The organism is Pseudonocardia xinjiangensis (assembly GCF_012911925.1).
Taxonomy (GTDB): domain Bacteria; phylum Actinomycetota; class Actinomycetes; order Mycobacteriales; family Pseudonocardiaceae; genus Pseudonocardia; species Pseudonocardia xinjiangensis.
Map to the genome: position 1 here is coordinate 131,026 of NZ_JAAXKY010000002.1, position 25,680 is coordinate 156,705.

Consider the following 25,680-nt stretch of genomic DNA (forward strand, 5'->3'; position numbering starts at 1 on the left):
CAGGTCCCGACATCCGATCGGGGCACCGCTTCCAGGGGCGATGAGCTGCGATGATCGGCAGTTGCACTGTGCCGATCCACCGTCTCGATCGACGTCCGCGCGGTCGGCGGTCGGTCACAGGTCCAGCTCGAGCACCGGGGTGAGCGACCGCGAGACGCAGACCATCATCGTCGCCCCCGCAGCGCGCTCGTCCTCGTCGAGCACGGAGTCGCGGTGATCGGGCCGGCCTGCGAGCACCGTCGTCTCGCAGGTACCGCACGTGCCCTCGCGGCAGGAGTCGAGCACGGCTGCGCCCGCGGCCTGCACCGCGGCGAGCACCGACTCGTCCGCCGCGACGTGCACCGTCCGGCCGGACCGGCGCAGCACCACCTCGAACGCCGCGGTGCCGGGCGCGTCCTCCACAGGGCGCGGCGCGAACCGCTCGACGTGCAGCCGCGGGCCTGCGCACCGCTGCTCCACGGCCCGCAGGAGCGGCTCCGGGCCGCAGCAGTACACGAGCGCTCCGAACGGAGCGGTGGCCAGCGCCCCGTCCAGATCGAGCAGGCCCGTCTCGTCCTGCGGGCAGACGTCGACGCACGACCCGTACCGCGCGAGCTCCTCCCGGTACGCCATGGACCTGCGGGAGCGGCCGCCGTAGAGCAGGCGCCAGTCGGCCCCGGCAGCGTCGGCCGCCGCGACCATCGGCAGCAGCGCCGTGATGCCGATCCCGCCCGCGACGAACAGATAGGCAGCGGCAGGCCGGAGCGGGAAGTTGTTACGCGGCCCGCGCACCCGCAGGAGGTCCCCGGCCCGGATGCGGTCGTGCACGAGGGCGGAACCGCCGCGCCCGAGGGGCTGCCGCAGCACGGCCACCCGCCAGCGCGTGCGGTTCTCCGGGTCCCCGCACAGCGAGTACTGCCGCACCAGACCGGGGCCGAGCAGCAGGTCGATGTGCGCTCCCGGCGACCACGCCGGCAGTGGGCCACCCGCAGGCGCGGTGAGGACCAGCTCGCGGACCCCGTCGGCGGCGGTGCGGACGGTGCGGACGCGCGCGTCCAGAACGGGTTCGGCAGTGCGGGTATCGGTCATCGTCGGTCCTCGGATCGGCGGCGGGCCGACCGTAGGGTCGGACGCCCACGTCCGAGGGCGGTGAGAGCGGACGTCGATCGCGCGATCGGAGACGGCGGCGGGATGTCACCGCCGTGCCTCCGGCACGTCCCCTGACGGGCCTGTCCGCGTCACGCACTGTTCGCGCAGCCACCACCGGCTGATCCGCTCAAGCGTCACAAAAGACCCCTAACGTGGTCGTCTCAGGGGGAGGGGCAGGCGATGGAATTCCGGTACCTGGTGTCGTTCCTGGCGATCGCCGAGGAGCTCCATTTCGGACGGGCGGCAGCCCGGCTGCACCTCGCGCAGCCGTCGCTGAGCCAGCAGCTGCAACGGCTGGAGCGGGAGGTCGGCGTCGAGCTGGTCAGCCGCACGTCACACGAGGTCCGGCTGACTCCGGCAGGGGAGGCGTTCCGCAAGGAGGCCGAACGGCTCGTCGGACAGGCGGCACGGGCCGTGGAGGCGGCGAAGGCGGCCGCGCAGGGCAGGTCGGGCACCGTCAGCGTCGGGTTCAACTTCCCGGCCGGACTGAGCGTGCTGCCGCCCACGCTGGCCCGGCTCGCCGCCGACCACCCGAAGGTGCAGGCGCAGCTGTGGGAGCGACGCAGCGGCCCGCAGGTCGAGGCGCTGCTGAACGACGAGCTCGACGTCGGGTTCGTCTACGGGCGGCCCCGGACGGCGCAGCTGGAGTCCCGGGAGCTGCTCTCGTTGCCGGTGGTCGCCGTGGTGGCTCCGCGGCACCCGTGGGCGCGCCGCGAGTCGATCTCGATGCTCGAGCTGGGGGAGCGGCCGTGCGTGCTGTTCCGGCGCGGTCAGAGCCCGGCCATGCACGACGCGATCGTGCACGCCGCTGCGCGGGCCGGCACCGAACTCGTCGTCGCCGAGGAGGTGGACGACCCGCTGGCGACAGCCGTGGTGGTGGCCGCGCGCCCGCTCCTCGGTTTCGCGTCGGCGGCCCGGGCGGTGCGCGCGGGCTCGCAGGGGCTCGTCGCCGTGGCGCTGACGGGACCGGTACCCCGGCTGAACCTGTACGCGGCCTGGCGGGCCGGCGACACCTCGCCGGTGCTCGAAGCCTTTCTGGCCAGCCTCGCTGCCTCGGGGCCCTTCACCTGGCGCGAACCGGACCCGGAGCCCGGCCCGGACCGGCTGTCGCCGGCGTCGTAGCGAGACGATTGCGATCCCCGATCGTCTGTTAGCGAACTGCTCATTGCCCCGGCCGCGCAGCTTCCGCATCGTCGTTCCGCGATCGGCGACCTGCCGTCGCCGCAACGACGGAGGGACTCCCGCGCATGCAGCTCACCGTGCTCGGCTGCCGGTCGGGCATGCCCGCCGACGGCCAGCCCAGCTCCGGCTACCTGGTCGAGGCGGGGCCGACGACTCTTCTGCTGGACTGCGGGCCGGGCATCGTCACCGCACTGTCCGCCGTCGCCGCGCCCGCCGCGCTCGACGCCGTGGTGATCAGCCACCTGCACCTGGACCACTGCTACGACCTGCTGCCGCTGGGCAAGGCACTCCTGCACGCCCGGGCCCGGCGGGTGCTCGCCGAGCTACCGGACGCCGATCCCTTCACCGCGCTGCAGAGCCTGGACCAGAGCGCCCCCGGCGTCCCGCTGTACGTGCCGGAGGGCGGCCGCAGCGTGCTCGACCGGCTCGCGGCCCTCTTCCCGGTCGCGACGTTCCCGCTGCTCGACCGGGCCTTCGACATCGCCTTCGACGTGCGCGAGTACCGGCCCGGCGACGTCGTGGAGGTGGGTGCATGCCGGCTCTCGATGCATCTGCTGCGGCACACCGCGCCCAACTGCGGCGTGCGGATCGAGTCACCCACCGGCAGCCTCGCCTACACGGGGGACACCGGTCTCGCCGCCGGGCTGGGGCCGCTGTGTCACGGCGTCGACCTGCTGCTCGCCGAGGCCACGCTGGACCACACCGACACCGGACCGCACGGGCATCTCTCCGGGGCCGACGCCGGCACGGTCGCGGCCACCCACGGTGTGGGGGAGCTGGTGCTCACGCATTTCACCACCGCAGATGCCGCGGTACTCGCAGCGCGCCGCGCCGCTGCCGCTGCGGTGTTCGTCGGACCGGTGCGGCTCGCCGCACCGGGCAGGCGGTTCCCGGTGTCGCCTGCGCTGCCGCCCGCACCCCGCCTCCCGGCGGCGGTCCCCGGTCAGTAACCGGCCGAGCGAACTGCAGCGCTCCACTCACGCTGCCGCGATCCAGGCCACGTAGTCGAGCTCGACGCGGGCCACGAGCAGGCCGGCGTCGTCGTGCAGCAGGGCGGTGCCGGTCAGCTCGAACCGCTCGGCCGACCGGCGGGCCAGTACCTCGGTCACCACCTGCTGGTCGACGGTGGCGCGGGCGCGGATCCGGCCGCTCGCGGGCTTGAGGAAGCCGACCTTGCTCTCGCGCAGCACGAACCGCTGTACCTGCAGCACGCGCGGGGCCATCGCCCCGGAGAACGCCCCGGCCCCGGCCACCTCGGCGGCGAGGAACAGCGCGCCGGCATGGACCGTGCCGAAGTGGTTGAGCAGCTCGTCGCGGACCGGCAGCTCGGCGACGGCGTGCTCGCGGCTGAGCTCGGTGATCCGGACGCCGACGAAGTTGTTGAACGGCACCATCGAGTCGACGACGGTGCGCAGCCGCTCGAGGTCGATCACATCGGTGCCCGCCGCAGCGAGCCGAGCGGATTCGGCAGCGACGACGGATGTCAGTGGGTTCAGGTCGGGAGACATGGACGATATTAGTGCCGGGAAATGTGGACAGGGGATGAACGAAATGTTCACCGATGTCGAAAGAAAGGCGTCCGGACCGCTTCGGATGAGTTGCTGATAAGGGTCGGGGATGGGGCGATAGCGCTGCGGCATCGCCGAGCTCCGTGCATTGACACGAATTCTGTCGGCCCCGTAGACCTGTAGGCGACACCCGGGTTGAGCGATCCGATCCGCACTGACGCACTCGTGATCGTCCGGTGATCATTCCCCGATCGAGGAGTAGACGTCGCCATGTACGACGCCATCATCGTCGGTGCCCGCTGCGCCGGTTCGCCGCTCGCCATGCTGCTTGCCCGCCAGGGGCACCGCGTGCTCGTGCTCGACCGCACCGCGCTGCCGGCCGACACCGTCTCCACGCACTACCTGCAGCAGTACGGCCTGTCCCGGCTGCAGCGCTGGGGTCTGCTCGACGAGGTGCTCGCCACCGGCGTCGCTCCGATCACGAACATGACAGTGTCCTTCGGCGACTCGGTGATCTCCGGGTTCGCCGCCACCATCGACGGGATCACGGCCACGATCGCCCCCCGGCGCACGGTGCTCGACCCGATCCTGCTGCGCGCGGCCGAGCAGGCAGGTGCCGAGGTCCGGCTCGGGTTCACCGTCACCGAGCTCGTGTTCGCCGACGGTGCGGTCGTCGGTGTCCGCGGGAGGGACGACGCAGGCCGGACCGTCGAGGAACGGGCCGCCGTCGTGGTCGGCGCCGACGGCAGCGGCTCCTTCGTGGCCGACGCCGTCGGCGCGGACCGCTACGACGTCGTCCCGGCCGCGTGCTTCATCTACTACAGCTACTGGGACGGCCTGGACGTCCAGTTCCACAGCCGGATCGGGGAGCGCCAGCAGTTCGGTGCGTGGCCCACGAACGACGGTCAGACCCTGGTGGCGATCATGCGCCGACGCGACACGTTCGCCGACTTCCGCCGTGACGTGGACGGGAACTTCCACGAGACCATCCGCCGGATCGACCCCGGGATGGCGGAGCAGGTGGCCGGCGGCACGCAGCTCGAGCCCTATCGCGCCATCCGCTACCCGGACAACTTCTACCGCGTCAGCCAGGGTCCGGGCTGGGCGCTCGTCGGCGACGCCGGCTACCACAAGGACCCGTTCACCGGGAAGGGCATCTCCGACGCGTTCGTCCACGCCGAGCTGCTCGCCGACCGCCTGCACGAGGGTCTGACGGGCGGGCGGCCGATGGCCGAAGCGCTGGCCGACTACCAGCGCGAACGCGACGCCGAGAGCCGATCCGGCTACGAGTTCACGTGCATGATCTCCGAGCTGGAGCTCACGCCGGAGCTGCAGGCGCTCGTGGCCGCCGTCAGCGTCGACGCGGCGGCGACCGAGCAGTTCTACACGATGGTCGGCGGCGGGATCACCGGCGAGGAGTTCTTCGCCCCGGCCAACGTCGCCTCGATCATGGCTCGGGCCGGGGTGGCGGCGTGAGCGGTGGGGCCCGGCGCGAGTACGCCATGGTGGTGCTCGGCGACAGCTTCGCCGAGGGACGCGGGGACCCCCGTCCGGACGGAACGTTCGTCGGGTGGGTGCCGCGGGTGGCGCGCCTGCTCGGGATCGACGAGGCCGCCGTGCTGAACCTCGGTGCCTTCGGGGCCACCACGCAGGACGTCGTCGATGCCCAGCTCCCGACCGTCGCCGAGGTGACGACACCACTGCTCGGCGTGGCCGTCGGCGGCAACGACCTGGTGCGCGCCTACGACCGTGACGGGATGCGGGCGAACCTGCGCACGATCTTCGAGGTGGCGACCGCGGTGCCGGGCCGGACCGTCTTCACCCACGACTACCCCGACATCCCCGGCCGCATCCCGGGCCTCCCGGCGCCGACGGTGGCCCTGCTGCGTGAACGGTTCGCCGACGCGAACGAGCATCTCGCGCAGCTGTGCGACGAGCTGGGCGTGCGGCGCTACGCGCTGGCCACCGCCGACCTCACCGACGACCCGTCGATGTGGTACCCGGACGGGATCCACCCGTCGGCGCTCGGCCACCGCACGATCGCGGTGGAGATCGCGGCGATGCTGGCCGGCGCGGACGTGCGGCGGTAAAAGGCCCTCCACCGACCGGCAGAAACTCCGGTGCCGCAGTCGTCACCACTGCCGTTCGCCGATTCACGAAAACGCACCGCGTCTTGTCGAGAAGTGCAGCAGAGAGGTTCCAGTGAACGACGCGAGCGCACGAACGGAACGCAAGCTGGCCGCCGAGCCCCTCGCCATCGTGGGTATGGCCGGACTGTTCCCGATGGCCCGGAACTATCGTGACTACTGGCAGAACATCGTCGACGCGACGGACTGCACGACCGAGGTCCCGGCCACGCACTGGCGTCCCGAGGACTACTACGATCCGGAGCCGTCGACGGACCCGTCGCGGCCCGACACCACCTATTGCACCCGCGGCGGTTTCCTGCCGCCGACGGAGTTCTCGCCCGGTGAGTTCGGGATGCCGCCGAACCAGCTCGAGGTGACGACCACCGTCCAGCTGCTCAGCCTCATCGTCGCCCGCGACGTGCTCCGCGACGCCGGCGCGCCCGGCTCGCAGTGGTACGACCCCGTCCGTACCGGTGTGGTCCTCGGCGTCACCGGGCCCATGCCCCTGACCCACCCGATGGCGGCGCGGCTGGAGACGCCGGTGCTCAAGGAGGTGGTGCGCAGCTGCGGTCTCACCGACGCGGATGCGGAGGCCATCGCCGAGAAGTACCTCCTCGCGTTTCCGCCGTGGGAGGAGAACACCTTCCCCGGCCTGCTGGGCAACGTCACGGCGGGCCGCATCGCCAACCGCCTCGACCTCGGCGGGATGAACTGTGCGGTCGACACCGCCTGCGCCAGCTCGCTCTCGGCGCTGCGGCTCGCGGCGAGCGAGCTCGTCGACGGCAGGGCCGACCTCATGATCGTCGGGGGCTGCGACACCGAGAACACGATCTTCGGCTTCATGTGCTTCTCCCGCACCCAGGCTCTGTCGAGGTCGGGGCGGATCAAGCCCTTCGACGACACCGCGGACGGCACGCTGGTCGGCGAGGGCATCGGGATGCTGGCCGTCAAGCGGCTGGCCGACGCCCGCCGTGACGGCGACCGCGTCTACGCCGTCGTCCGCGGTATCGGCTCGTCGAGCGACGGCCGTTACGGGAGCATCTACGCCCCGCGTGCGTCCGGCCAGGAGCTCGCGCTGCGGCGCGCCTACGTCGACGCCGACTGCTCGCCGGCGTCGGTCGAGCTGTTCGAGGGGCACGCCACGGGCACCGCGGTGGGCGACCGGACCGAGCTCACAGCGCTGGGCTCGGTGCTGGGCGCGGCCACCGGCGAGGCGGGCTACGCCGCGATCGGCAGCGTCAAGTCGCAGATCGGGCACACCAAGGGTGCCGCGGGTACGGCCAGCCTGATGAAGCTCGCGCTGGGGCTGCACCACAAGGTGCTGCCACCGACGATCAACGTCGAGACCCCGAACCGGGCGCTCGACGCGGCGAGCCCGTTCTACGTCAACACCCGGACGCGCCCGTGGATCCGGGACCCGCGCCGCCCGCAGCGCCGGGCCGCAGCCTCCGCCATGGGTTTCGGCGGGATCAACTTCCACGTCGTGCTCGAGGAGGCCGACACCGGCCGCGCGGCCGCGCGCACGATGCACCGCACGGCCCGCGCCCACCTCTGGCACGCGCCCTCGCCCGACGCGCTGCTCGCGCTGCTGCGCGGGGACAGCCCACCCATGGACGGCCCGGTGCCGCCCGACCACGCCCGGATCGGCTTCGTCTCGGTCACCGAGGACGAGGCCGCGCTCCTGCGCGCGCTCTCCGCCGACACCCTGGCCGCGTCGCAGGACGCGCCGGAGTGGTCGCACCCGCGCGGGATCCACTACCGGCGTCGCGCGCGCCCCGACCTGAAGGTCGCCGCGCTGTTCGCCGGGCAGGGCAGCCAGTACGTCGACATGGGACTGCGCGCCGCGTGCGATCTCCCTCCGGTCGGGGCGGCGTTCGACGCCGCCAACGCCCAGTTCGGCGACGCCGGGGAGACCCTCGCGGCGGTCGTGTTCCCGCCGCCGGCGTTCGCTGCCGATCCCGCCGCCCTCACCGAGGAGCGGGAGTCGTCGTTGCGGCGCACCGAGTACGCGCAGCCCGCGATCGGCGCGCTCGCCGCAGGCCAGTTCGGCGTCCTGCACGAGCTGGGCCTGCGCTGCGATGCGTTCCTCGGGCACAGCTTCGGTGAGCTCACCGCGCTCTGGGCGGCAGGCGCCGTCGCCGACGAGGACTTCTTCCGCCTCGCCCGCGCCCGGGGCAGGGCGATGGCCCCGCCTGCCGACCGCACCGGCTACGACCCCGGCGCGATGGCGGCGGTGTCGGCGGGCCGGGCCGAGGTCGACGCCCTCCTGGCCGAGCACCCCGGTGTCACGGTCTGCAACGACAACGCCCCCGACCAGGTCGTCGTCGGTGGTTCGACAGCCGCGGTGACCGCCCTGCTCGACGCCCTCGCCACCCGGGGTCCCGCCGCGCGGGCCCTCCCGGTGGCGGCTGCCTTCCACACCGACGCCGTCGGGCACGCGGTCGAGGCGTTCCGTGCCGCACTCGCCGACGTCGTGATCGGCCGACCGGCCGGAACGCTGGTGAGCAACACCGCAGGCGCGGTCTACGGCGACGACCCCGAGGCCAACCGTGCGGTCCTCGCCGAGCAGCTGCGCCGTCCGGTCGAGTTCGCCGCTGGCCTGCGCACGCTGGCGGCGGACGGGGTGACCGCCTTCGTGGAGTTCGGACCGAAACAGGTGCTCACCGGGCTGGTGCGGCGCGGGCTCGGCGACAACGGCGTGGTGGCGATCCCGACCGACGCCGGTCCGTCCGGCGACTCCGTCGCCGCCCTGCTGGGCGCCGCCGTCCAGCTCGCGGTGCTCGGGGCCCCGCTGACCGGGCTGAACCGGTACGCCGCCGACCCGTTCGACGAGGTGGCCCCGCAGGGCATGACGGTGAGCCTGACCGGCACGACCCACCGGCCCGCCGCGCGCACCGAGGCCTACCGGGCCGCGTTGCGGGACGGCTACCGGGTGACGGTTCCCTCGACGGCCGGCCCGACACCGGTTGCGGCGGCTGCCAGCCCGTCGGAGAACGGTGCGGCAGCACCCCCGCCGGTCATGGCTCCGGTGGTGGCGGAGGCAGCCGCCCCGGTTCCCCCGACCCCACCGGACCGGCCCGACCTCGCCGCCCACATGGACCTCCACACGCAGTACCTCGACAGTCAGCTCCGGATCACCGAAGGGTTGGTCGACGTACTGCGGCGCCAGCCGGCCGGCGGCACCCTCGACCCCGCTGTGCGCGACGCCGTCGAAGCGGTGGCGGACGCGACGGTGTCGATCAGTCGCGGCCACGTCCGGGCCAACGAGGTGCTCGCCTCCCTCGCCGCACTCGACGGTGGCTCGTCCGCGCCTGCGTTCGGGCCCAGCGAATCCCCGAGCACTGTGGCCGGGGCCCTCACCACCGCCGCCGGCTCGGTGACCGCCCTCCCGAGCAGTGCTCCTTCATCGAACGGCCACGCCGCTCCCGCGACGCCTGCGCGAGAGCCCGCAGGTTTCGACGCCGACGCGTTCAGCCCAGTGCCGAGCGCGGAGCCGTCCGCTGTGGACGGCAATGCGGTCCGTGCCGCGCTGCTGGAGGTGGTGGCGGAGAAGACGGGCTATCCGGCGGAGATGGTCGATCCGGGGATGGATCTGGAGGCGGATCTGGGGATCGACTCGATCAAGCGGGTGCAGATCCTGGGTGCGGTGGCCGAGCGGGTGCCGGGTGTGGCGTCGGTGGGTCCGGAGCAGCTCGCGGAGCTGCGGTCGGTGGACGACATCGTGGGCGTCCTGGCGGCCGCGGCGCTGCCGACCGCCCCGGTGTCCGGTGTGGACGCAGCAGGCGTCCGTGCCGCGCTGCTGGAGGTGGTGGCGGAGAAGACGGGCTATCCGGCCGAGATGGTCGATCCGGGGATGGATCTGGAAGCGGATCTGGGGATCGACTCGATCAAGCGGGTGCAGATCCTGGGTGCGGTGGCCGAGCGGGTGCCGGGTGTGGCGTCGGTGGGTCCGGAGCAGCTCGCGGAGCTGCGGTCGGTCGACGACATCGTCGGCGTGCTGGCTCCGTCCGGCGGCGGAGCCGTCGGACCCGTTGCGAGTCCGGCCGACGCACCGCCCGCCGGCGCGGCCGAGGTCGAGGTCGAGGTGGCGCGCGTGGAGGCTCCACCGCGCCGGGCCGAGATCACGCTGGTCCCGCTACCGGTGCCCGACCGGCTCGACCGAGCCTACGCCGACGCACCCGGCGCGCTCGTCGTCGAGATCGGGGGCCCCGCCCCCACCCACCTCACTGCGGCGCTGGAGCAGCGGGGATGGACCGTCCGCCGCGTGACGCGGCCCGGCGCGGACAGCTGGACGGCCTGGGACGGGGACGCGACGGTGTCGGCCGTCGCCGCCGCGGCCGGCGCGGGGCGCCTCGACGCGTGCCTGGTGATCCTCGCAGGGGGCGGCGCCGCCGAGTGCGTACTCGCGGACGCCGTGCTCGTCGCCGCGGGCGTCACCACCGCGCTCGCGCACACCGCGGACGGGGGCACGCGCGCCGCGTTCGTCACGCTGACCCGGCTCGACGGCGGTCTGGGCCACCGCGGCCGCGCCACCCCGGCCGACGCACCGCTGGGTGGTGTGACCGGGCTGGTCAAGACCCTGGCCAGGGAAGCTAACGGCGTGTTCGCCCGCGCGGTGGACGTCGACCCCGATCTGGACGACGCCGCACTGACCGACGTCCTTCTCACCGAGCTGCACGACCCCGCGATGCTCCCCGAGGTCGGGGTGGACGCGGCTCGTGGTCGCTGGGGTCCGGAACTCGCCGACCGGGAACCCGCCGGCGCCGACCCGCAGGCACCGGCCGTCGATGCCACCGACGTCCTGCTGGTCACCGGTGGGGCCCGGGGCGTCACCGCACGGTGCGCCGTCGCGCTCGCCGCCCGCAGCGGAGCCGAGTTCCTGCTGCTCGGTCGCACACCGCTCGTCGGCACCGATCCGGAGTGGGCAGCCGGCGTCCCCGACGCAGGGCTGAAGCCGGCCCTCATCGCCGACCTCAGGGCGGCCGAGGGAGCCTTCTCCCCGCGCGACGTCGAACAGCGGGTAGCGGCGGTGCGGGCCGGGCGGGAGGTCCGGGCGACCCTCGACGCCATCCGCGCGGCCGGTGGCACGGCCCGCTACCTCACCGCGGACGTCACCGACGCCGACGCCGTGCGCACCGCGCTGGGCGCTGACGCCGCCCGCGTCACCGGTCTCGTGCACGGAGCCGGCGCGCTTGCCGACGCCGCGCTGACCGCCAAGACACCGGACGCCGTGCGCACCGTACTGGCGCCGAAGCTGACCGGTCTGCGCGCGGTCCTCGATGCGCTGGGCGGCCCACCGCGGCACGTGCTGCTCTTCGGGTCGGTCGCCGGGGTGCTGGGCAACCCGGGGCAGGCCGACTACGCGGCGGCCAACGAGGCGCTCGACCGCGTCGCGGCCGCACTCGCGACCGAGGGACGGCATGTCACGTGCGTGCACTGGGGCGCGTGGGACGGCGGGATGGTCACCCCCGAGCTCAAGGAGCTCTTCGCCGCTCGCGGCGTCGCGCTGCTGGATGCCGACACCGGTGCGGCCGCGTTCGTCGAGCAGTTCGCCGCCACCCGGGCGGGGCAGCGCAGCGTGCTCGTGGGCCCGGCGGGGGCACTCGCCCCCGTCGACCTGCGGGGCGCCGCAGCGGCGGTGCTGCGCCGTGATGTCTTCCCGCTGACCCGTGATCCCGTCGTGGGCGACCACCGGGTCGGCGCCCACCCCGTGCTGCCGGTCGCCGCTGCCCTCGGCTGGATGGTGCGCGGCGCGGAGCAGCGCCACCGCGACCTGGTCGCCGTCGGCTGCCGTGACGTGGAGGTGCACCGCGGGATCGTGCTCGACGGCACCGAGCCGGCCGAGCTGGAGCTGCACCTCGAGGACGGGCGGGTCGACGACGGACGCGTCATCGTCCGCGCGGCGGTGCGCAGCGTGGGGCCGGACGGACGCCCGCAACCGCACTTCGGTGCGACGGTCGTGCTCGCCCCGCCGTCGCCGAGCCCGGCACCGCCGGTGGAGCAGCCGCGGTGGCGGCTCGGGGAGGGGCGCGAGGACGGGCTCGACGTGTACGCCGCCGCTGACCTGTTCCACGGCCCGCTGCTGCAGGGTGTGCGGCGGCTGGTCGAGCGCACCCCCGTGCGGCTCGTCGCGGAGTGCCGCCTGCCCGACACGCCACTCGACGGCGGCGGCTGGGCGTCGGCCCGGCACAGCCCGGTGCTCGGCGACGTCGTGCTGCAGGCCGCCTGTGTCCTCGGGGTCTGGTACCTCGACGCCGGCTGCCTGCCGCTGTCGGTGGGCCGGGTCGACCTGTACGCGCCGCTGCCGGCGGACACCCCGTTCGTCCTCGTCGTGGACGACCTCCGGCCGGGGACGAGCGGCGTGACCGTCGACGTCACCGCACACGCCGCCGACGGGACGGTGCTGCAGCGCTGGAGCGACATCACGGCCGTCAGCACCCCCGAGATGCGGGCGAAGTTCACCGAGGCCGTGCAGCGGCGCGCGGCCGGGGAGGCCGGACGATGACCGCGGAGCTGGACGTCCTGAGCTTCGACGGCAGGCCGTTCGACGCGCTCGCCGCTCTGCAGCCGGTGGCCCCGCATCCGCAGGAGCCGGACGACCGAGCCCCTCAGGGGGTGCCCGAGCCGACCACGTCCGACCCGAGCACTCACGACCGGTCCACGCACGACCCGGTCGCGCTCGCCGTCGGCATCGTGGCCGAGCTGCGGGCCGAACTGCTCGCCGCGCACCGTGCTGCCATGGACGTCCAGGTCCGGTGGCAGGAGCGGGCGCTCGCCGCTCTCGCCGGGCCGGCCACCCCGGCCGCCCCGGGCGCGGGGGAGTGGACCCCGGCGGCGCTGCTCGCCGCCGTCGCGGATCAGCTGGGCGACGGTCCGGGGCGGGGCGGCGGACCGCTGCGCCTCGCCCTCGCCTGGGACGGCGACCTGCCTCGCCATGGCGAGCAGGTGCAGGTGACCCGGACACCCTCCGGGGCGCTCGTACGGGCAGGAGAGCGGCCGGTGCTGCGGGTCGACGGACCGACCGCCCCCGCTGTCCCGGCGCCCGCGCCCGCCCTCGCAGCAGCCCCGGCCGCCTTCCGCCCGGAGGGCGCGCTCGAGCCGCTCGCCGCGACCCTGGTCGACCACCTCGCGCCGGCGGAGATCGACCTGCTCGTCGCGGGGCGCGCCGGTGCGGTCTTCGGCGCGCGTCACGACCAGCAGGCCCCCCGGCTCGCCGCCGGCCTGCTGCGCGCGGTCACCGAGCTGCGGCCGGGCGGCCCGGCCGGGGTCGGTGTCCTGCGTGGCCCCTGCGCGGTGCCTGCCGGGGACACCGACGTCGTGGCCGCGGCCTGGCAGGCCGGTTCGGTGCTCGCGCTGTGGCTGGGGCTGCACCTGTGCGTACCGGAAGCGCGGTTCCAGCCCGTGGGCACGTGCGGGGCCGAGCTCTTCGACACGACCGGCGCCCCGGATGCGGAGGTCGTCGCCGAGATCACCGGCGCAGATCTGGTGCCGCGCCCGTGGCTGCGGCTGGATGCCGAGATCCGCGCGGGTGAGCGGGTGCTCGCCCGCGTGAGTGGGCTGACCGTCGCCCTCCGGGAGCCGCCCGGTGTCCCGATGGGCACCCGGAGCGGCGGCCGGCCGCCGGTGCGCCCCGTCCGCCGCGGGATCACCGGCGACCTCGCCGTCGTCGACGAGCTGGCGCTCGCCACGGCCTCGGTGGGAGACCTTGGTCCGGCACTGGGCCCTGAGTTCGCCCGCTATGCCGAGCGCCGGGCCACGCGGCCGCCGGCGGGCGGGCTGCGGCTGGTCGGCCGGGTGATGGCCGTGCAGGGAACCCGGGGCGAGCTCTCCGGCGGCGCGACCGGCGAGACGGAGTTCGACTCACCTGCCGACGCCTGGTACTACGGCGCGGCACCGAGCCCGGCGGTCCCGAACGTCGTGCTGATGGAGACCTCGCTGCAGTCGGCGCTGCTGCTCGGCTACCACCTCGGGGCCACGCTCGTCGATCCCGAGCAGGACTACAGCCTCCGCAACCTCGACGGCTCCGCCACCCTGCACCGGGAGGTGGAGCTGCGGGGACGCACGATCCGGCAGCGCTCGACGCTGCTGAGCACCACTGTCCTCAGTGGCGCCGTCCTGCAGGGGTTCCGCTATGCGCTGTGGCTCGACGGTGAGGATCGCGACACCGTCGACCCCTTCTACTCCGGGCAGTCGCTGTTCGGCTTCTTCACCGCCGCCGCCCTGGCCAACCAGACCGGCCTGGACAACGGCGCGTCGGTGCCGAACTGGTTGGAGGAACGGCCGGGAACGCCGGTCCGGGTCGTCGACGTCGACACCGGTGCGTCCGGGCCGCTGCACCTGGTGGACCGGATCGAGGTCGTCGACGGCGGCGGCCGGCACGGCGCCGGTTATCTCCGCGCCGTACGACCCGTCGAGGAGGGCGACTGGTTCTTCGCCCGGCACTTCCATCTCGACCCCGTCATGCCCGGCTCGCTCGGCATCGAGGCCGTGGTGCAGGCGCTGCAGCAGTGGCTCCTCGACACCGGTGCCACCGCGGGGCTCGACCACCCCGAGTTCGTCGTGCCCGCCGGTGTGGAGCTGACCTGGCGCTACCGCGGTCAGATACTCGCCGGCGACGGCGCTATGACCCTCGAGGTGCATGTCCGCGAGGTGCAGCGCCGGCCCGGCCGCGTCCGCGTGATCGCCGACGCGAGCCTGTGGAAGCCGGGCCTGCGGATCTACGAACTCGACGGTATCGCCGCCGAGGCCCGCGAGAAGGGAGCCCAGCCGTGGTGACACCGACCGTGCTCGACATCGCCGCGCTGAGCCGCGACGACCGGCTCGCCAGGACGCCCGACGCCGCGTACGGGGTGCTCGCCGACCTCGACCAGCCCGTCTACGTCATCCGCGACGCCACGGGGCTGGGGCTGACCGGCGACGGCGGCGTCGCCCGCAGAACCGGGTCGGTGGTGCTCGCCGCCGTGCCCCCACTGCCGCCACGACAGCTCGGGGCCGCGGGTTTCCGGCACGACCACGGCGTCGAGGTGGCCTACCAGGCCGGCGCGATGGCGCACGGGCTGGCCTCGCCGGAGATGGTCGCGACGCTCGCCCGCGGTGGTGTGCTCGGCTCGTTCGGGGCCGCGGGCCTGGTGGCGGCGAAGGTGGACGCCGGCCTGGCCCGGATCGCCCGCGAGGCTGCGGGCAGACCGTTCGCCTGCAACCTCATCCACAGCCCCAGCGAGCCGGCCATGGAGCGTTCGACGGTCGACCTCTGCCTGCGCCACGGCGTGCGCTGCGTCGAGGCGTCGGCATTCCTGGAGCTGACCCCGGAGGTGGTCCGGTACCGCGCTCTCGGGCTCACCGCCGGCCCGGACGGCAGGCCACGCATCGGCCACCGGGTGATCGCCAAGGTCTCCCGTGCCGAGGTGGCCGAGCTGTTCCTGCGTCCTGCGCCCGAGCCGCTGCTGCGTGGGCTCGTCGAGGGCCGGAGGATCACCGCCGAGCAGGCGCGGCTGGCCGCGCGCGTCCCGATGGCCGACGACGTCACCGCGGAGGCCGACTCCGGCGGGCACACCGACCGGCGCCCGATGCCGGTGCTGCTCGGCGAGATCCTGCGGGTACGGGACGCGGTCTGCGTCGAGCACGGCTATCCGGTCCGGGTCGGGGCGGCAGGCGGCATCGGCACCCCCACCGCGGCTGCGGCCGCCTTCGCGATGGGCGCGGACTACGTGGTGACGGGCTCGGTGAACCAGGCGTGCGTCGAGTCGGGCCAGTCGGCCGCGGTGAAGGAGCTGCTCGGCGCGGCCGGGGTCACCGACTGCGACATGGCGCCGTCGTCGGACATGTTCGAGCTGGGTGTCGACGTGCAGGTGCTGCGGCGCGGGACGATGTTCCCCGCCCGGGCGCGGCGGCTCTTCGAGCTCTACCGCCGCCACGACGGCATCGAGGACATCCCTGCCGACGAGCGCGCGAACCTCGAGCGCACGGTCTTCCGCCGCGGGCTCGACGAGGTCTGGGCCGACACCGTGGCCTACTTCGCCGAGCGCGACCCCGACCAGATCGCCCGGGCCGAGGGCCACCCCAAGCGGCGGATGGCACTGGTCTTCCGCTGGTACCTCGGCCTCTCCTCCGGGTGGGCCGCCGCGGGGGTCCCCGACCGGGTCGCGGACTACCAGGTGTGGTGCGGCGCCGCGATGGGCGCCTGCAACGCCTGGCTGCGTGGCACTCCGCTCGAACCGGTGCAGCGCCGCACCGTCACCGCTCTCGCGCACCACATCATGCGCGGCGCGGCGTACCAGTCCCGCCTGGCGGCGCTGCGCTCCAGCGGGGTCTCCCTGCCGGCGCGCTGCTCGACCTACCGCCCCTCCGAGGAAGGCCCCCGATGACCCAGACCCTCCCGGATCCCGCACTCGTGGCCCGGACCGCGCCTCCCGGCGCGCCACCGGGCAGCCCCGTCGACTGGACGGTCTGCCCGGGCTGCGCCGCGATGGTCTACCTCAAGCGGATGCACCGTGGCTCCGGGGTCTGCCCCGAGTGCGGGCACCACACCCCACTGACGGCACCGCAGCGCCTCGCCCAGCTCCTCGACGACGGCAGCACCGATCTGCTCGACATCGCCGTCCCCGACGCCGACCCCCTCGGCTTCGTCGACTCCCGGCCCTACCCCGACCGGCTGCGCGACGCCCGGCGGCGCACGGGCCTCGCCGAGGGCGTGCTGTGCGCGCGCGGCCGGATCGAGGGCAGGCCCGTGGTCGTCGCGGTGATGGACTTCCGGTTCCTGGGCGGGAGCCTCGGCGCGGCCGTCGGTGAGGCGATCACCCGCGCCTGCGAGGTGGCGCTGGCCGAACGCACCCCGTTGCTGCTCGTCAGCGCGTCCGGCGGAGCGCGGATGCAGGAGGGCGTCGTCGCCCTGATGCAGATGGCCAAGACCAGCCAGGCGCTGCGGCAGCTCGACGAGGCCGGGGTGCTGACCGTCTCCCTCGTGACGGACCCGACGTTCGGAGGGGTGGCGGCGTCGTTCGCGACGCTCTGCGACGTGATCGTGGCAGAACCCGGCGCCCGGCTCGGGTTCGCGGGGCCGCGGGTGATCGCGCAGACGATCGGGGAGACGCTGCCCGCGGGCTTCCAGACCGCGGAGTACCTGCTGGAGCACGGAATCGTCGACCTGATCGCCCCGCGGGCCGAGCTGCGCACCGTGCTCGGCAGGCTCCTCCGCATCGCGGCGCGGCCCGCAGCAGCGGCGGGCGGCGCGAGGTCGCTGCGATCCCGGCTGGTCCGCGACCCCGACATGCTGTCCGAGCGGCATCCGTGGGAGGCCGTGCGTGCTGCCCGCCGCCTCGGCAGGCCCACCACACTGGACTACGCGGCATTGCTGCTCGACGACTTCACCGAGCTGCACGGCGACCGCATGGCGGCCGACTGCCCCGCGATGGTCTGCGGGCTGGGCCTGCTGGACGGGACCCCGGTGGCGCTCGCCGGCACGCAGAAGGGCCGGACGGCGGCCGAGCTGGCCCGGCGCAACTTCGGGATGCCGACGCCGGCCGGGTACCGCAAGGCCGCCCGCGTGATGCGGCTGGCCGCGAAGCTCGGGCTGCCGCTCGTCACGCTGGTCGACACGGCAGGCGCCTACCCGGGCGTCGCGGCCGAGGAGCAGGGCCAGGCCGTCGCGATCGCGGAGAACCTGCGGCTGCTGTCGGGCCTGCCCGTTCCGGTGGTCGCCGTGGTCACCGGGGAGGGCGGCAGCGGCGGGGCGCTCGCGCTCGCCGTCGCCGACGTCGTGCTCATGTGTGCGGACGCCGTCTACTCGGTGATCACGCCGGAGGGCTGCGCGTCGATCCTGTGGAAGGACGCCGCAGCGGCTCCGCGGGCGGCTGCCGCGCTGCGGGTGGACGCCCGCTCGTTGCTCCGCCTGGGCATCGTCGAGGGGGTGGTGCCCGAGGCGGACCACGGCGACCACGTCACCGCAGCGCAGATCCTCGCCGACGTCCTGCGGGAGACGCTGCCCCCGCTGACCACCCTGACCACCGCCGAGCGGATCCAGCGGCGGCACGCGCGCTTCCGCGCTTTCGGCTCCGCCCGTCCCGCCACCGCGGAACCTGCCCGGCGGGACTCCGCATGACCACCACCGTGGACGTTCCGGGCGGCCGCCCCGGCGGTGACCTGGGCTCCGTCCTGACCGTGCTGCGGGAGCACGCGGTGGCGCTCGCGGCGTCCGGGCCACAGCCGCCGTCGCGGGTCCGGGTGGAGGTCGCCGGAGTCGTGGTCGAGCTCGGGTGGGCGACGGGCGAGACCACCGCCCGGCCTGCCGCCACCGGATCGCCCACACCGCCGATGGCCGCCCCGGTACCGACGCCCGTCCCTGCACCCGAGCCCCCACGCAATGGCACGGCGCCGGGGGCGGCCCCGGTCGGGCATCGGATCACGGCTCCGACGGTGGGCGTCTTCTACCGCTCGCCCGAGCCGGGTGCGGCCCCGTTCGTGCAGGAGGGCGACGCCGTGGAGACCGGGCAGCAGGTGGCGATCATCGAGGCGATGAAGCTGATGATCCCGGTTCACGCCGACCGCGGCGGGCGGGTGGCGGCGGTGCTGGGTGCCGACGCCGAAGCCGTGGAGTTCGGGCAGCCGCTGTTCGTGCTCGAGACGCCGTGAGGTCGTCATGACGACGGTGCTGGTGGCGAATCGCGGCGAGATCGCGCTGCGGGTGCTGCGCACCTGCCGTGAGCTGGGGCTCCGGACGGTCGCGGTCTACTCGACCGCGGACGCGGGCTCGGCTGCCGTGCGCTACGCCGACCGCGCCGTCTGCATCGGGCCCGGACCGGCGCGGCGCAGCTACAACCACATCCCCGCGATCATCGAGGCCGCCCGGATGACCGGGGCCGACATGATCCACCCGGGCTACGGGTTCCTCTCGGAGAACCCGGACCTCGCCGAGGTGTGCGCCGCCGAGGGCATCACGTTCGTCGGGCCACCTGCCGCGGTCATGGAGCGGCTCGGCGACAAGGCACTGGCCAGGGCGGCGATGGTCGCGGCCGGCCTGCCGCTGCTCCCGGGCAGCACCGAGGCGCTGGACGATCCCGGCGACGCGGCCGCGCTCGCGGAGGAGATCGGGTACCCCGTGATCATCAAGGCCGCGGCGGGCGGCGGCGGGCGCGGGATGGCCGTCGTCCGTGACAGTGCCTCCTTCGGGGACACCTACCGCCGCACCCGGGCCGGCGCGAAGGCCGTGTTCGGCGACTCGCGCGTCTACGTGGAGCGCTACCTGGACTCCGCGCGGCACGTGGAGGTGCAGGTGCTGTGCGACGCGCACGGCGCGGGCGTGCACCTCGGTGCCCGGGACTGCTCGGTGCAGCGGCGCCACCAGAAGCTCGTGGAGGAGACACCGGCGCCGGGCCTGCCGGCCGCGACGGTCCGTGCCATGGGGGAGGCGGCGGTCCGCGGCGTGCTCGCGGCCGGGTACGTGGGTGCCGGCACCGTGGAGTTCCTCGTCGACGGGCAGGGGCAGTTCTCCTTCATGGAGGTCAACTGCCGGTTGCAGGTCGAGCACCCGGTCACGGAGATGGTCACCGGGCTGGACCTGGTGGCCGAACAGCTCCGTATCGCCGCAGGCGAACCGTTGGGCTACCACCAGGACGACGTGCGGCTGTGGGGGGCCGCCGTCGAGTGCCGGATCAACGCGGAGGATCCCGACCGCGACTTCGCCCCCACCCCGGCCGTCGTCGAGCAGTTCGAAACTCCGGGTGGCCCGTTCGTCCGCGTCGACACCCACGTGGCGTCCGGCTACCGGATCCCCCCGGACTACGACTCGCTGCTGGCGAAGGTGGTGGTCTGGGGTGCAGACCGCGAAGCCGCCCTGCGCCGCATGGACCGCGCACTCTCCGAGCTCCGCATCACCGGGGACCGGTTGGCCACCACCACGGCGTTCCTGCGCTCCGTGCTGGCCCATCCCGAGTTCGCCGCCGGAACGCACGACACCGCACTGCTCGACCGCATGCGCGTCCCAGCCACCGAACGGAGCCCGGCATGACCACGACCTCCGCGCCGAGCGGACCGAGCGTCGTCGAACAGGCGGTGCTCGACGCCTTCGCGCCGTCCAGCCGCCGCGACCCGTACCGCGCGTACGAGGTGCTGCGCGCTGCGGGCCCGTTCGTTCCCGGACCGCTCGGCACCCAGCTCGTCACGCGGTACGCCGACTGCGACGCGATCCTGCAGGACCCGACGTGGAGCCACGCCGAGGAGCCCGACCTGCTGCATCCGGCGAGCGACGTCGAGCTGCCCGGGTCGTTCCTCTGGATGGAGCCACCGGACCACACCCGGCTGCGCCGGCTGGTGAGTGCCGCCTTCACCCCGCGCCGGATCGAGGGCATGCGCGCCCACGCCGAGCGGATCGTCGACAGCCTGCTCGGCACCGCGCTGGCGGCAGGCGAGACCGACCTCATCGAGTCGCTGGCCTACCCGCTCCCGCTGACGATGGTGTGCGACCTGCTGGGTGTGCCTGCGGACGCGCACGCCGACGTCCGGCGCATGTCGGCAGGCATCGCACGCGGGCTCGACCCGGACGCCCTGCTCTCCCCCGAGGAGCTCGCCGCCCGCACCACGGCGGTGCACGACTTCGCCACGTTCTTCGGCGAGCTGGTCGCTCAGCGCCGAGCCCACCCACGCGAGGACCTGATCACCGCGCTGGCGCAGGTCGAGGCCGACGGGGACGTGCTCTCGCCGCAGGAGATGCTCGGAACCCTGCTCATTCTCGTGGTGGCAGGCCACGAGACCACCGTCAACCTCATCGGCAACGGCATGCTCGCCCTGCTGCGCCGGCCCGACCAGCTCGCGCTGCTGCGCCGCGATCCCGAGCTCGCCGCCCCGGCCGTCGACGAGGTGCTGCGCTTCGACCCTCCGGTGCACCTCACCACCCGCACCGCGCGCGCCGAGGTGACCGTGGCCGGACGGACGTTCGCGCCCGGGGACGCCGTCATCGTCCTGATCGGCTCCGCCAACCGCGACCCCGACGCCTTCCCCGACGCGGCCGAGCTGTCCCTCACCCGCTACGCCGCGCGTCCCCGCCCGAACCGGCACCTGGCCTTCGGTCTCGGGCTGCACTACTGCATCGGCGCCTCGCTGGCCCGGCTCGAGATGGAGGTCGTGCTGCGCGCCGTCGCGGCCCGGGTCGCCGCCATCGAGCTCCTGGTCGACGACCCGCCGTACCGCCCCAACCTCGTCGTGCGTGGCATGGCCGAGCTGCCCGTGCGCCTCACGAACGGAGACCCCCGATGACCCCGCCGACGAAAGCCGTTGTCGAGTTCGACGCGTTCGAGCCGCAGCACCACGCCGACCCCTACCCGAGCTACGCGCGCGTCCGGGAGGCCACGCCCGCGTGCCCGCTGCTGCTCGGGGACGTCCCGGTCACCGTCTTCACCCGGTACGAGGAGTGCGCCGCGGTGCTGCAGAGCCCGGACTGGGGCCACGGGTACGCGGCCGGTATCAGCCCCTTCCGCGAGCAGGGCGCACTCATCCCGGGCTCGTTCGTGCGGATGGACCCCCCGGATCACACCCGGTTCCGCGCACTGGTCAACAAGGCGTTCACACCCCGCACCGTCGCGGCACTGACCCCGCTCGTCGAGCGGGTCGTCGACGAACTGCTCGACACGGCATTGGAGCAGGCACGCAGCACGGGACGGCTCGACGTCATCAACGACCTGGCCGTCCCGCTCGCCCTCGCGATGATCGGCGGGCGCGTGCTCGGTGTCCCCGAGGCCGACCGGCCCGTTCTGCGCGAGTGGGAGCTCGCCATCGCACGGGGAACGGATCCGGACGAGCTGCTCCCGCCCGAGGCCGTGGTCGCGCGGGGCCTCGCCGCGCGGGAGTGCGCCGGCTACTTCCAACGCCTCGTGGCGCGGCGCCGCACCGATCCGGCTGACGACCTGCTCAGCGAGCTCATCCGGGTGGAGGAGCGCGGCGACACCCTCACCGAGCCGGAGCTGGTCGGCATCTGCCTGCTGCTGCTGGTCGCGGGGATGGAGACGTCGATCAACCTCGTCGGCAACGCCGTGCTCGCGCTGCTGCGCCACCCCGAACAGCAGGCACTGCTGCGGGCCCGGCCCGAACTGATGGCGTCCACGATCGACGAGGCGCTGCGCTACGACGCCCCGACCCAGTTCACCATCCGCGTGGCCCTCACCGACACCGAGGTCGCAGGACACTCGTTCGCCCGCGGCGACGGAGTGGTGGTCGTGACCGCGTCCGCGGGCCGGGACGGCGCGGTCTACGCCGACCCGGACCGGTTCGACATCACCCGCTTCCACGGACCCCGCCCGGCGCGCCGGCACCTCGGCTTCAGTCTCGGGCTGCACTTCTGTGTCGGCGCCCCGCTCGCCCGGGTGGAGGCCGACGCCGCGATCGGCGGCCTACTGCGTCGGGTGCCGGGCCTCGCGCTCACACAGGAGGTACTGCCCGAGTACCTACCCAGCCTGATCCACCGAGGCCTGCGAGCCCTGCCGGTGGTGGTCGACGGCTGACATACCGTTCCCCGCGTCCTCCCGTTCATGAGTGGGTCTTGCCGGACCGCAGCTATATCCGTCGCGTCTCCGGTGAATTTACCTCGTGTTTACTCTCTGCAATGAGACTCCCGCTGTCGAACCCATGACAGCGCCTCATCGATGCCTCCTTGATTCACGGATGACTGTTGCCGAGTGAACCGAGTTGATTGGTGGAAGATGCACGAGAGGCTCTGCGAGTCTCGCCGTACGGCCCTGTTTCCGAAATGAAGGAGACATGACCGCCATCGCAAGTGCCGACGAGAACGTGCAGACCTCGGTGGCCGTCATCGGAATGGCTGCCCGAATACCCGGCGCCGCGGACATCGACGAGTTCTGGGCTGCGCTCGTGGCCGGCCGCGACCTGACCACTCGGCTCGACTCCCGACGCACGTACGGAGTGGTCGCCGACACCGAGTTGTTCGACGCCGCGTTCTTCGGGGTCTCGCCGCGGGATGCGCAGGTGCTCGACCCGCAGAACCGGGTGTTCCTCGAGTGCGCCTGGGAGGCACTGGAGCACGCCGGCTACGACCCCGGCACCTACCGGGGTGCCATCGGCGTGTACGCCGGGAGTGCCGAAACGGACCACGTCGCCGTCCTGCGTTCGCAGCGGCACCGGTTCCCGGAAACGACGGGCGAGCAGCTCCGGCTCGCCGGCAGCCGGGACTTCCTCACCAGCCGGGTGGCGTACAAGCTGAACCTTCGGGGCCCGGCCGTCACCGTGCATACCGCCTGCTCCACGTCGCTCGTCGCCGTTCATCTGGCGTGCCAGGCCCTGCTCGCAGGCGACTGCGACATGGCCTTGGCGGGCGGAGTCACGGTACGTGGCTCTGCAGGCGCCGCGGAGGATGACGAACTGCTCTCACCGGAGGGCTGCTGCCGGCCGTTCGACGCGGACGCCGACGGAATGGTCGGCGCCGACGGGGCAGGAATCGTCGTGCTCAAGCGGCTGCCCGACGCGCTCGCCGACGGGGACCACGTCGACGCCGTGCTCCGAGGGTCGGCCCTGTCCAACGACGGCTCCGGCAAGGTGAGCTTCACCGCGCCGGGCGTGGCAGGGCAAGTGGCCGCGATCCGCTCCGCGCACCTCCTCGCCGACGTTCCCCCGGACACGATCGGGTACGTCGAGGCGCACGGCACCGGCACCAGCATCGGCGATGCGATCGAGGTCCGCGCGCTGTCCGAGGCGTTCGGGCCGGGCTCGCCCGAGCGGTGCCTGCTCGGCTCCGTCAAGTCGAACATCGGCCACGCCGACGCCGCAGCGGGCGTGATCGGCCTCATCAAGGTGGTGCTGTCGTTGCGCCACGGCCTCATTCCGGGCACAGCGCACTTCCGCCGCCCCAACCCGCACCTCGATCTCCCGGCCGGCCCGTTCGTGGTGACGTGCGAGGCCACGCCGTGGCCGCCGGGGGACGGTCCGCGCCGAGCCGGGGTCAACTCCACGGGGATCGGGGGGACCAACGCCCACGTCCTCGTGGAGGAGGCGCCCACCGCGCACCTGCCTCCCGACGACGGCCGTTACCACCTGCTGCCGCTGTCGGCGCGCACCGCTGCGGCACTCGCGGAGTCGGCGGCGCGGCTGCGTGTCCGGCTGCAGCGGGACCCGGTCGCCATCGCCGACGCGGCATGGACCCTGCAGACCGGCCGCGCAGCGTTCGACCACCGGGCCTTCGTGGTGTGCCGCGACCGTGACGAAGCGGCCCGGGCCCTGACGAGCCTCGCCGAACATCCGCAGGCCCCCGTGGACCCGCCGACGGGTGTGGCGGACGTCGCGTTCCTCTTCCCCGGGCAGCGTGGCGGGCACGTGGGCATGGCGCGCGAGCTGTACGTGCAGGAGCCGGTCTTCCGCGCGGCCATCGACGACTGCGCCGCTCGCGCCGGCGCGGACCTCGGCCTGGACCTGCGGCAGGTGCTGTACCCGGAGCCCGGCGCCGAGACCGAGGCGCAGGCGCGGCTGACCACGACAGCCGTGTGCCAGCCCGCGGTCTTCGCCGTCCAGCACGCCCTCGCCGAGCTGTGGGGGTCTCGTGGGGTCAGCCCGCACGCCGTACTCGGCTACGGGCTGGGCGCGTACGCCGCCGCCGTCTCGGCCGGGGTACTCACCATGGCCGACGCACTGTCGCTGGTGCTCACGCGGGGTCGTCTCCTGGACCGCCTGCCCGAAGTCGCCGTGGTCGCGGTGCCGCTGCCCGAGGCCGACCTGCTGCCGATGCTCGCCGGCGACATGGCGATCGCCGCGATCGACGGTCCGCGGCAGTGCGTCGTCAGCGGTCCCACGGCCGGTGTCGAGCAGCTCGTCGCGCACCTCGCCGGCCTCGGAGTGGACGCCAGCCGGTTGCGGACCGGCTCCGCGGCCCACTCGGTACTCGTCGACGACATCATCGATGAGTACGCCGATGCGGTGGCGTCGGTGCAACTGCGCCCACCGCGGCTGACGTGGATCTCCGACCGGACCGGTGCGCCGGTCACAGCGCGCGACGCGTGCGACCCGGCCTACTGGGCCGACCACCTGCGGCACACCGTCCGCTTCTCCGAGGCCGTGCAGACGCTGCTCGCCGGCTCCGACGGGATCCTGCTGGAGGTCGGCGCCGGACGCGCGCTCGGGGACCTGGCCCGGCAGCACCCCGACGGCGGGACACGCACGATCGCGGCGAGCCTGCCGGACGCAGCCGAAGGAGCCGGGGGAGCCGCCGAGTCGCTCCGCGCCACCGGCGTGTTGTGGCAGGCCGGGCTGCCCGTGCGGTGGTCTGCGCTGCACAACGCCCGACCGCCCCGGCGCGTCCCGCTGTCCACCTACCCGTTCCAACGCGAGCGGTTCGCGCTGGACGATCCGACGCCCGTCGTGGCACTCGCGTCACCGGGCGGCCCGGCGGAACCGGCACCCGGACACGACACGGACCGGGCGGCGACCGATCCGCGCACACCGGTCGAGAAGACGATCGCCGACGTGTGGCGCGAGGTGCTCCGCGTGCAGCACGTGGGCATCGACGACGACTTCTTCGAGCTCGGCGGCCAGTCACTGCACGCAACGCGCGTGCTGGCCCGGCTGCGTCCGGCCCTGGGCCCGGACGCCCCTCGACTCACGATCATGGACGTCTTCGACCACTCCACGATCCGCGAGCTCGCCGCGCTGGTGAGTGGATCCGACCCCCAGGAAGGAGCGGGCCCGTGACCACCCCCGCGGTCGCGGACCTCGAGCAGTCGGCCGCGCCGGACGCGTCCGGTGGA

The 25,680-nt window shown here is 74.0% G+C and carries 15 protein-coding genes; 13 read left to right on the top strand and 2 right to left on the bottom strand.

Annotated elements, in window-relative coordinates:
• Nucleotides 1–114: 114 nt before the first annotated feature.
• On the bottom strand, nt 115–1,068 hold the full coding sequence (locus tag HF577_RS01715; RefSeq protein ID WP_169393892.1) for a PDR/VanB family oxidoreductase: 954 nt from the start codon (nt 1,066–1,068) through the stop codon (nt 115–117).
• A gap of 240 nt (nt 1,069–1,308) precedes the next feature.
• Between HF577_RS01715 and HF577_RS01720 the strand changes: the two genes are divergently transcribed.
• Both HF577_RS01720 and HF577_RS01725 read left to right on the top strand, forming a co-directional pair.
• Complete coding sequence (locus HF577_RS01720) at nt 1,309–2,250, top strand: LysR family transcriptional regulator (protein ID WP_169393893.1); 942 nt, start codon at nt 1,309–1,311, stop codon at nt 2,248–2,250.
• Between the two features lie 125 nt (nt 2,251–2,375).
• Entirely contained in the window at nt 2,376–3,260 is an 885-nt protein-coding gene (locus HF577_RS01725; protein ID WP_169393894.1) for an MBL fold metallo-hydrolase, read from the top strand.
• A 27-nt stretch (nt 3,261–3,287) separates the two neighbouring features.
• Here HF577_RS01725 and HF577_RS01730 read toward each other — a convergent pair whose 3' ends face one another.
• A complete protein-coding gene (locus tag HF577_RS01730; RefSeq protein WP_169393895.1) occupies nt 3,288–3,818 on the bottom strand; it encodes a PaaI family thioesterase in 531 nt (176 codons plus the stop codon).
• A 270-nt stretch (nt 3,819–4,088) separates the two neighbouring features.
• Between HF577_RS01730 and HF577_RS01735 the strand changes: the two genes are divergently transcribed.
• The 11 genes from HF577_RS01735 (at nt 4,089) to HF577_RS01785 (ending at nt 25,624) form a co-directional block, all read left to right on the top strand.
• Entirely contained in the window at nt 4,089–5,294 is a 1,206-nt protein-coding gene (locus HF577_RS01735) for an NAD(P)/FAD-dependent oxidoreductase (RefSeq protein ID WP_169393896.1), read from the top strand.
• Nucleotides 5,291–5,908, top strand: coding sequence for an SGNH/GDSL hydrolase family protein (locus HF577_RS01740; protein ID WP_169393897.1), 618 nt, complete (start codon nt 5,291–5,293; stop codon nt 5,906–5,908). Before HF577_RS01735 ends, HF577_RS01740 begins: the two co-directional genes overlap by 4 nt.
• A 112-nt stretch (nt 5,909–6,020) precedes the next feature.
• Nucleotides 6,021–12,452, top strand: a complete 6,432-nt coding sequence (locus HF577_RS01745; RefSeq protein WP_211173644.1) for a type I polyketide synthase — start codon at nt 6,021–6,023, stop codon at nt 12,450–12,452.
• Nucleotides 12,449–14,722, top strand: coding sequence for a hotdog family protein (locus HF577_RS01750; RefSeq protein ID WP_169393898.1), 2,274 nt, complete (start codon nt 12,449–12,451; stop codon nt 14,720–14,722). Before HF577_RS01745 ends, HF577_RS01750 begins: the two co-directional genes overlap by 4 nt.
• Nucleotides 14,716–16,311 (top strand): PfaD family polyunsaturated fatty acid/polyketide biosynthesis protein, encoded by a 1,596-nt coding sequence (locus tag HF577_RS01755; RefSeq protein ID WP_312858886.1) that lies wholly within the window; start codon nt 14,716–14,718, stop codon nt 16,309–16,311. Before HF577_RS01750 ends, HF577_RS01755 begins: the two co-directional genes overlap by 7 nt.
• On the top strand, nt 16,308–18,044 hold the full coding sequence (accD, locus tag HF577_RS01760; RefSeq protein WP_169393899.1) for an acetyl-CoA carboxylase, carboxyltransferase subunit beta: 1,737 nt from the start codon (nt 16,308–16,310) through the stop codon (nt 18,042–18,044). Before HF577_RS01755 ends, accD begins: the two co-directional genes overlap by 4 nt.
• Complete coding sequence (locus tag HF577_RS01765; RefSeq protein WP_169393900.1) at nt 18,041–18,574, top strand: acetyl-CoA carboxylase biotin carboxyl carrier protein; 534 nt, start codon at nt 18,041–18,043, stop codon at nt 18,572–18,574. The genes accD and HF577_RS01765 overlap by 4 nt, the downstream gene beginning before the upstream one ends.
• A gap of 7 nt (nt 18,575–18,581) precedes the next feature.
• Complete coding sequence (locus tag HF577_RS01770; protein ID WP_169393901.1) at nt 18,582–19,949, top strand: acetyl-CoA carboxylase biotin carboxylase subunit; 1,368 nt, start codon at nt 18,582–18,584, stop codon at nt 19,947–19,949.
• Complete coding sequence (locus HF577_RS01775; RefSeq protein ID WP_169393902.1) at nt 19,946–21,193, top strand: cytochrome P450; 1,248 nt, start codon at nt 19,946–19,948, stop codon at nt 21,191–21,193. The genes HF577_RS01770 and HF577_RS01775 overlap by 4 nt, the downstream gene beginning before the upstream one ends.
• A complete protein-coding gene (locus HF577_RS01780; RefSeq protein ID WP_169393903.1) occupies nt 21,190–22,434 on the top strand; it encodes a cytochrome P450 in 1,245 nt (414 codons plus the stop codon). The genes HF577_RS01775 and HF577_RS01780 overlap by 4 nt, the downstream gene beginning before the upstream one ends.
• Before the next feature lie 256 nt (nt 22,435–22,690).
• Nucleotides 22,691–25,624 carry a type I polyketide synthase gene (locus HF577_RS01785; RefSeq protein ID WP_169393904.1) on the top strand — a complete coding sequence of 978 codons (2,934 nt, stop codon included), beginning with the start codon at nt 22,691–22,693 and terminating at the stop codon, nt 25,622–25,624.
• The last annotated feature ends 56 nt before the right edge of the window (nt 25,625–25,680 follow it).

What these genes read in the sequence shown, in the direction of transcription:
- HF577_RS01735 (WP_169393896.1), top strand. Translation starts at nt 4,089, where the DNA reads ATGTACGACGCCATCATCGTCGGTGCCCGCTGCGCCGGTTCGCCGCTC.
- HF577_RS01725 (WP_169393894.1), top strand. Translation starts at nt 2,376, where the DNA reads ATGCAGCTCACCGTGCTCGGCTGCCGGTCGGGCATGCCCGCCGACGGC.
- HF577_RS01785 (WP_169393904.1), top strand. Translation starts at nt 22,691, where the DNA reads ATGACCGCCATCGCAAGTGCCGACGAGAACGTGCAGACCTCGGTGGCC.
- HF577_RS01775 (WP_169393902.1), top strand. Translation starts at nt 19,946, where the DNA reads ATGACCACGACCTCCGCGCCGAGCGGACCGAGCGTCGTCGAACAGGCG.
- HF577_RS01770 (WP_169393901.1), top strand. Translation starts at nt 18,582, where the DNA reads ATGACGACGGTGCTGGTGGCGAATCGCGGCGAGATCGCGCTGCGGGTG.
- HF577_RS01765 (WP_169393900.1), top strand. Translation starts at nt 18,041, where the DNA reads ATGACCACCACCGTGGACGTTCCGGGCGGCCGCCCCGGCGGTGACCTG.
- HF577_RS01780 (WP_169393903.1), top strand. Translation starts at nt 21,190, where the DNA reads ATGACCCCGCCGACGAAAGCCGTTGTCGAGTTCGACGCGTTCGAGCCG.
- HF577_RS01750 (WP_169393898.1), top strand. Translation starts at nt 12,449, where the DNA reads ATGACCGCGGAGCTGGACGTCCTGAGCTTCGACGGCAGGCCGTTCGAC.
- HF577_RS01715 (WP_169393892.1), bottom strand. Translation starts at nt 1,068, where the DNA reads ATGACCGATACCCGCACTGCCGAACCCGTTCTGGACGCGCGCGTCCGC.
- HF577_RS01730 (WP_169393895.1), bottom strand. Translation starts at nt 3,818, where the DNA reads ATGTCTCCCGACCTGAACCCACTGACATCCGTCGTCGCTGCCGAATCC.
- HF577_RS01720 (WP_169393893.1), top strand. Translation starts at nt 1,309, where the DNA reads ATGGAATTCCGGTACCTGGTGTCGTTCCTGGCGATCGCCGAGGAGCTC.
- accD (WP_169393899.1), top strand. Translation starts at nt 16,308, where the DNA reads ATGACCCAGACCCTCCCGGATCCCGCACTCGTGGCCCGGACCGCGCCT.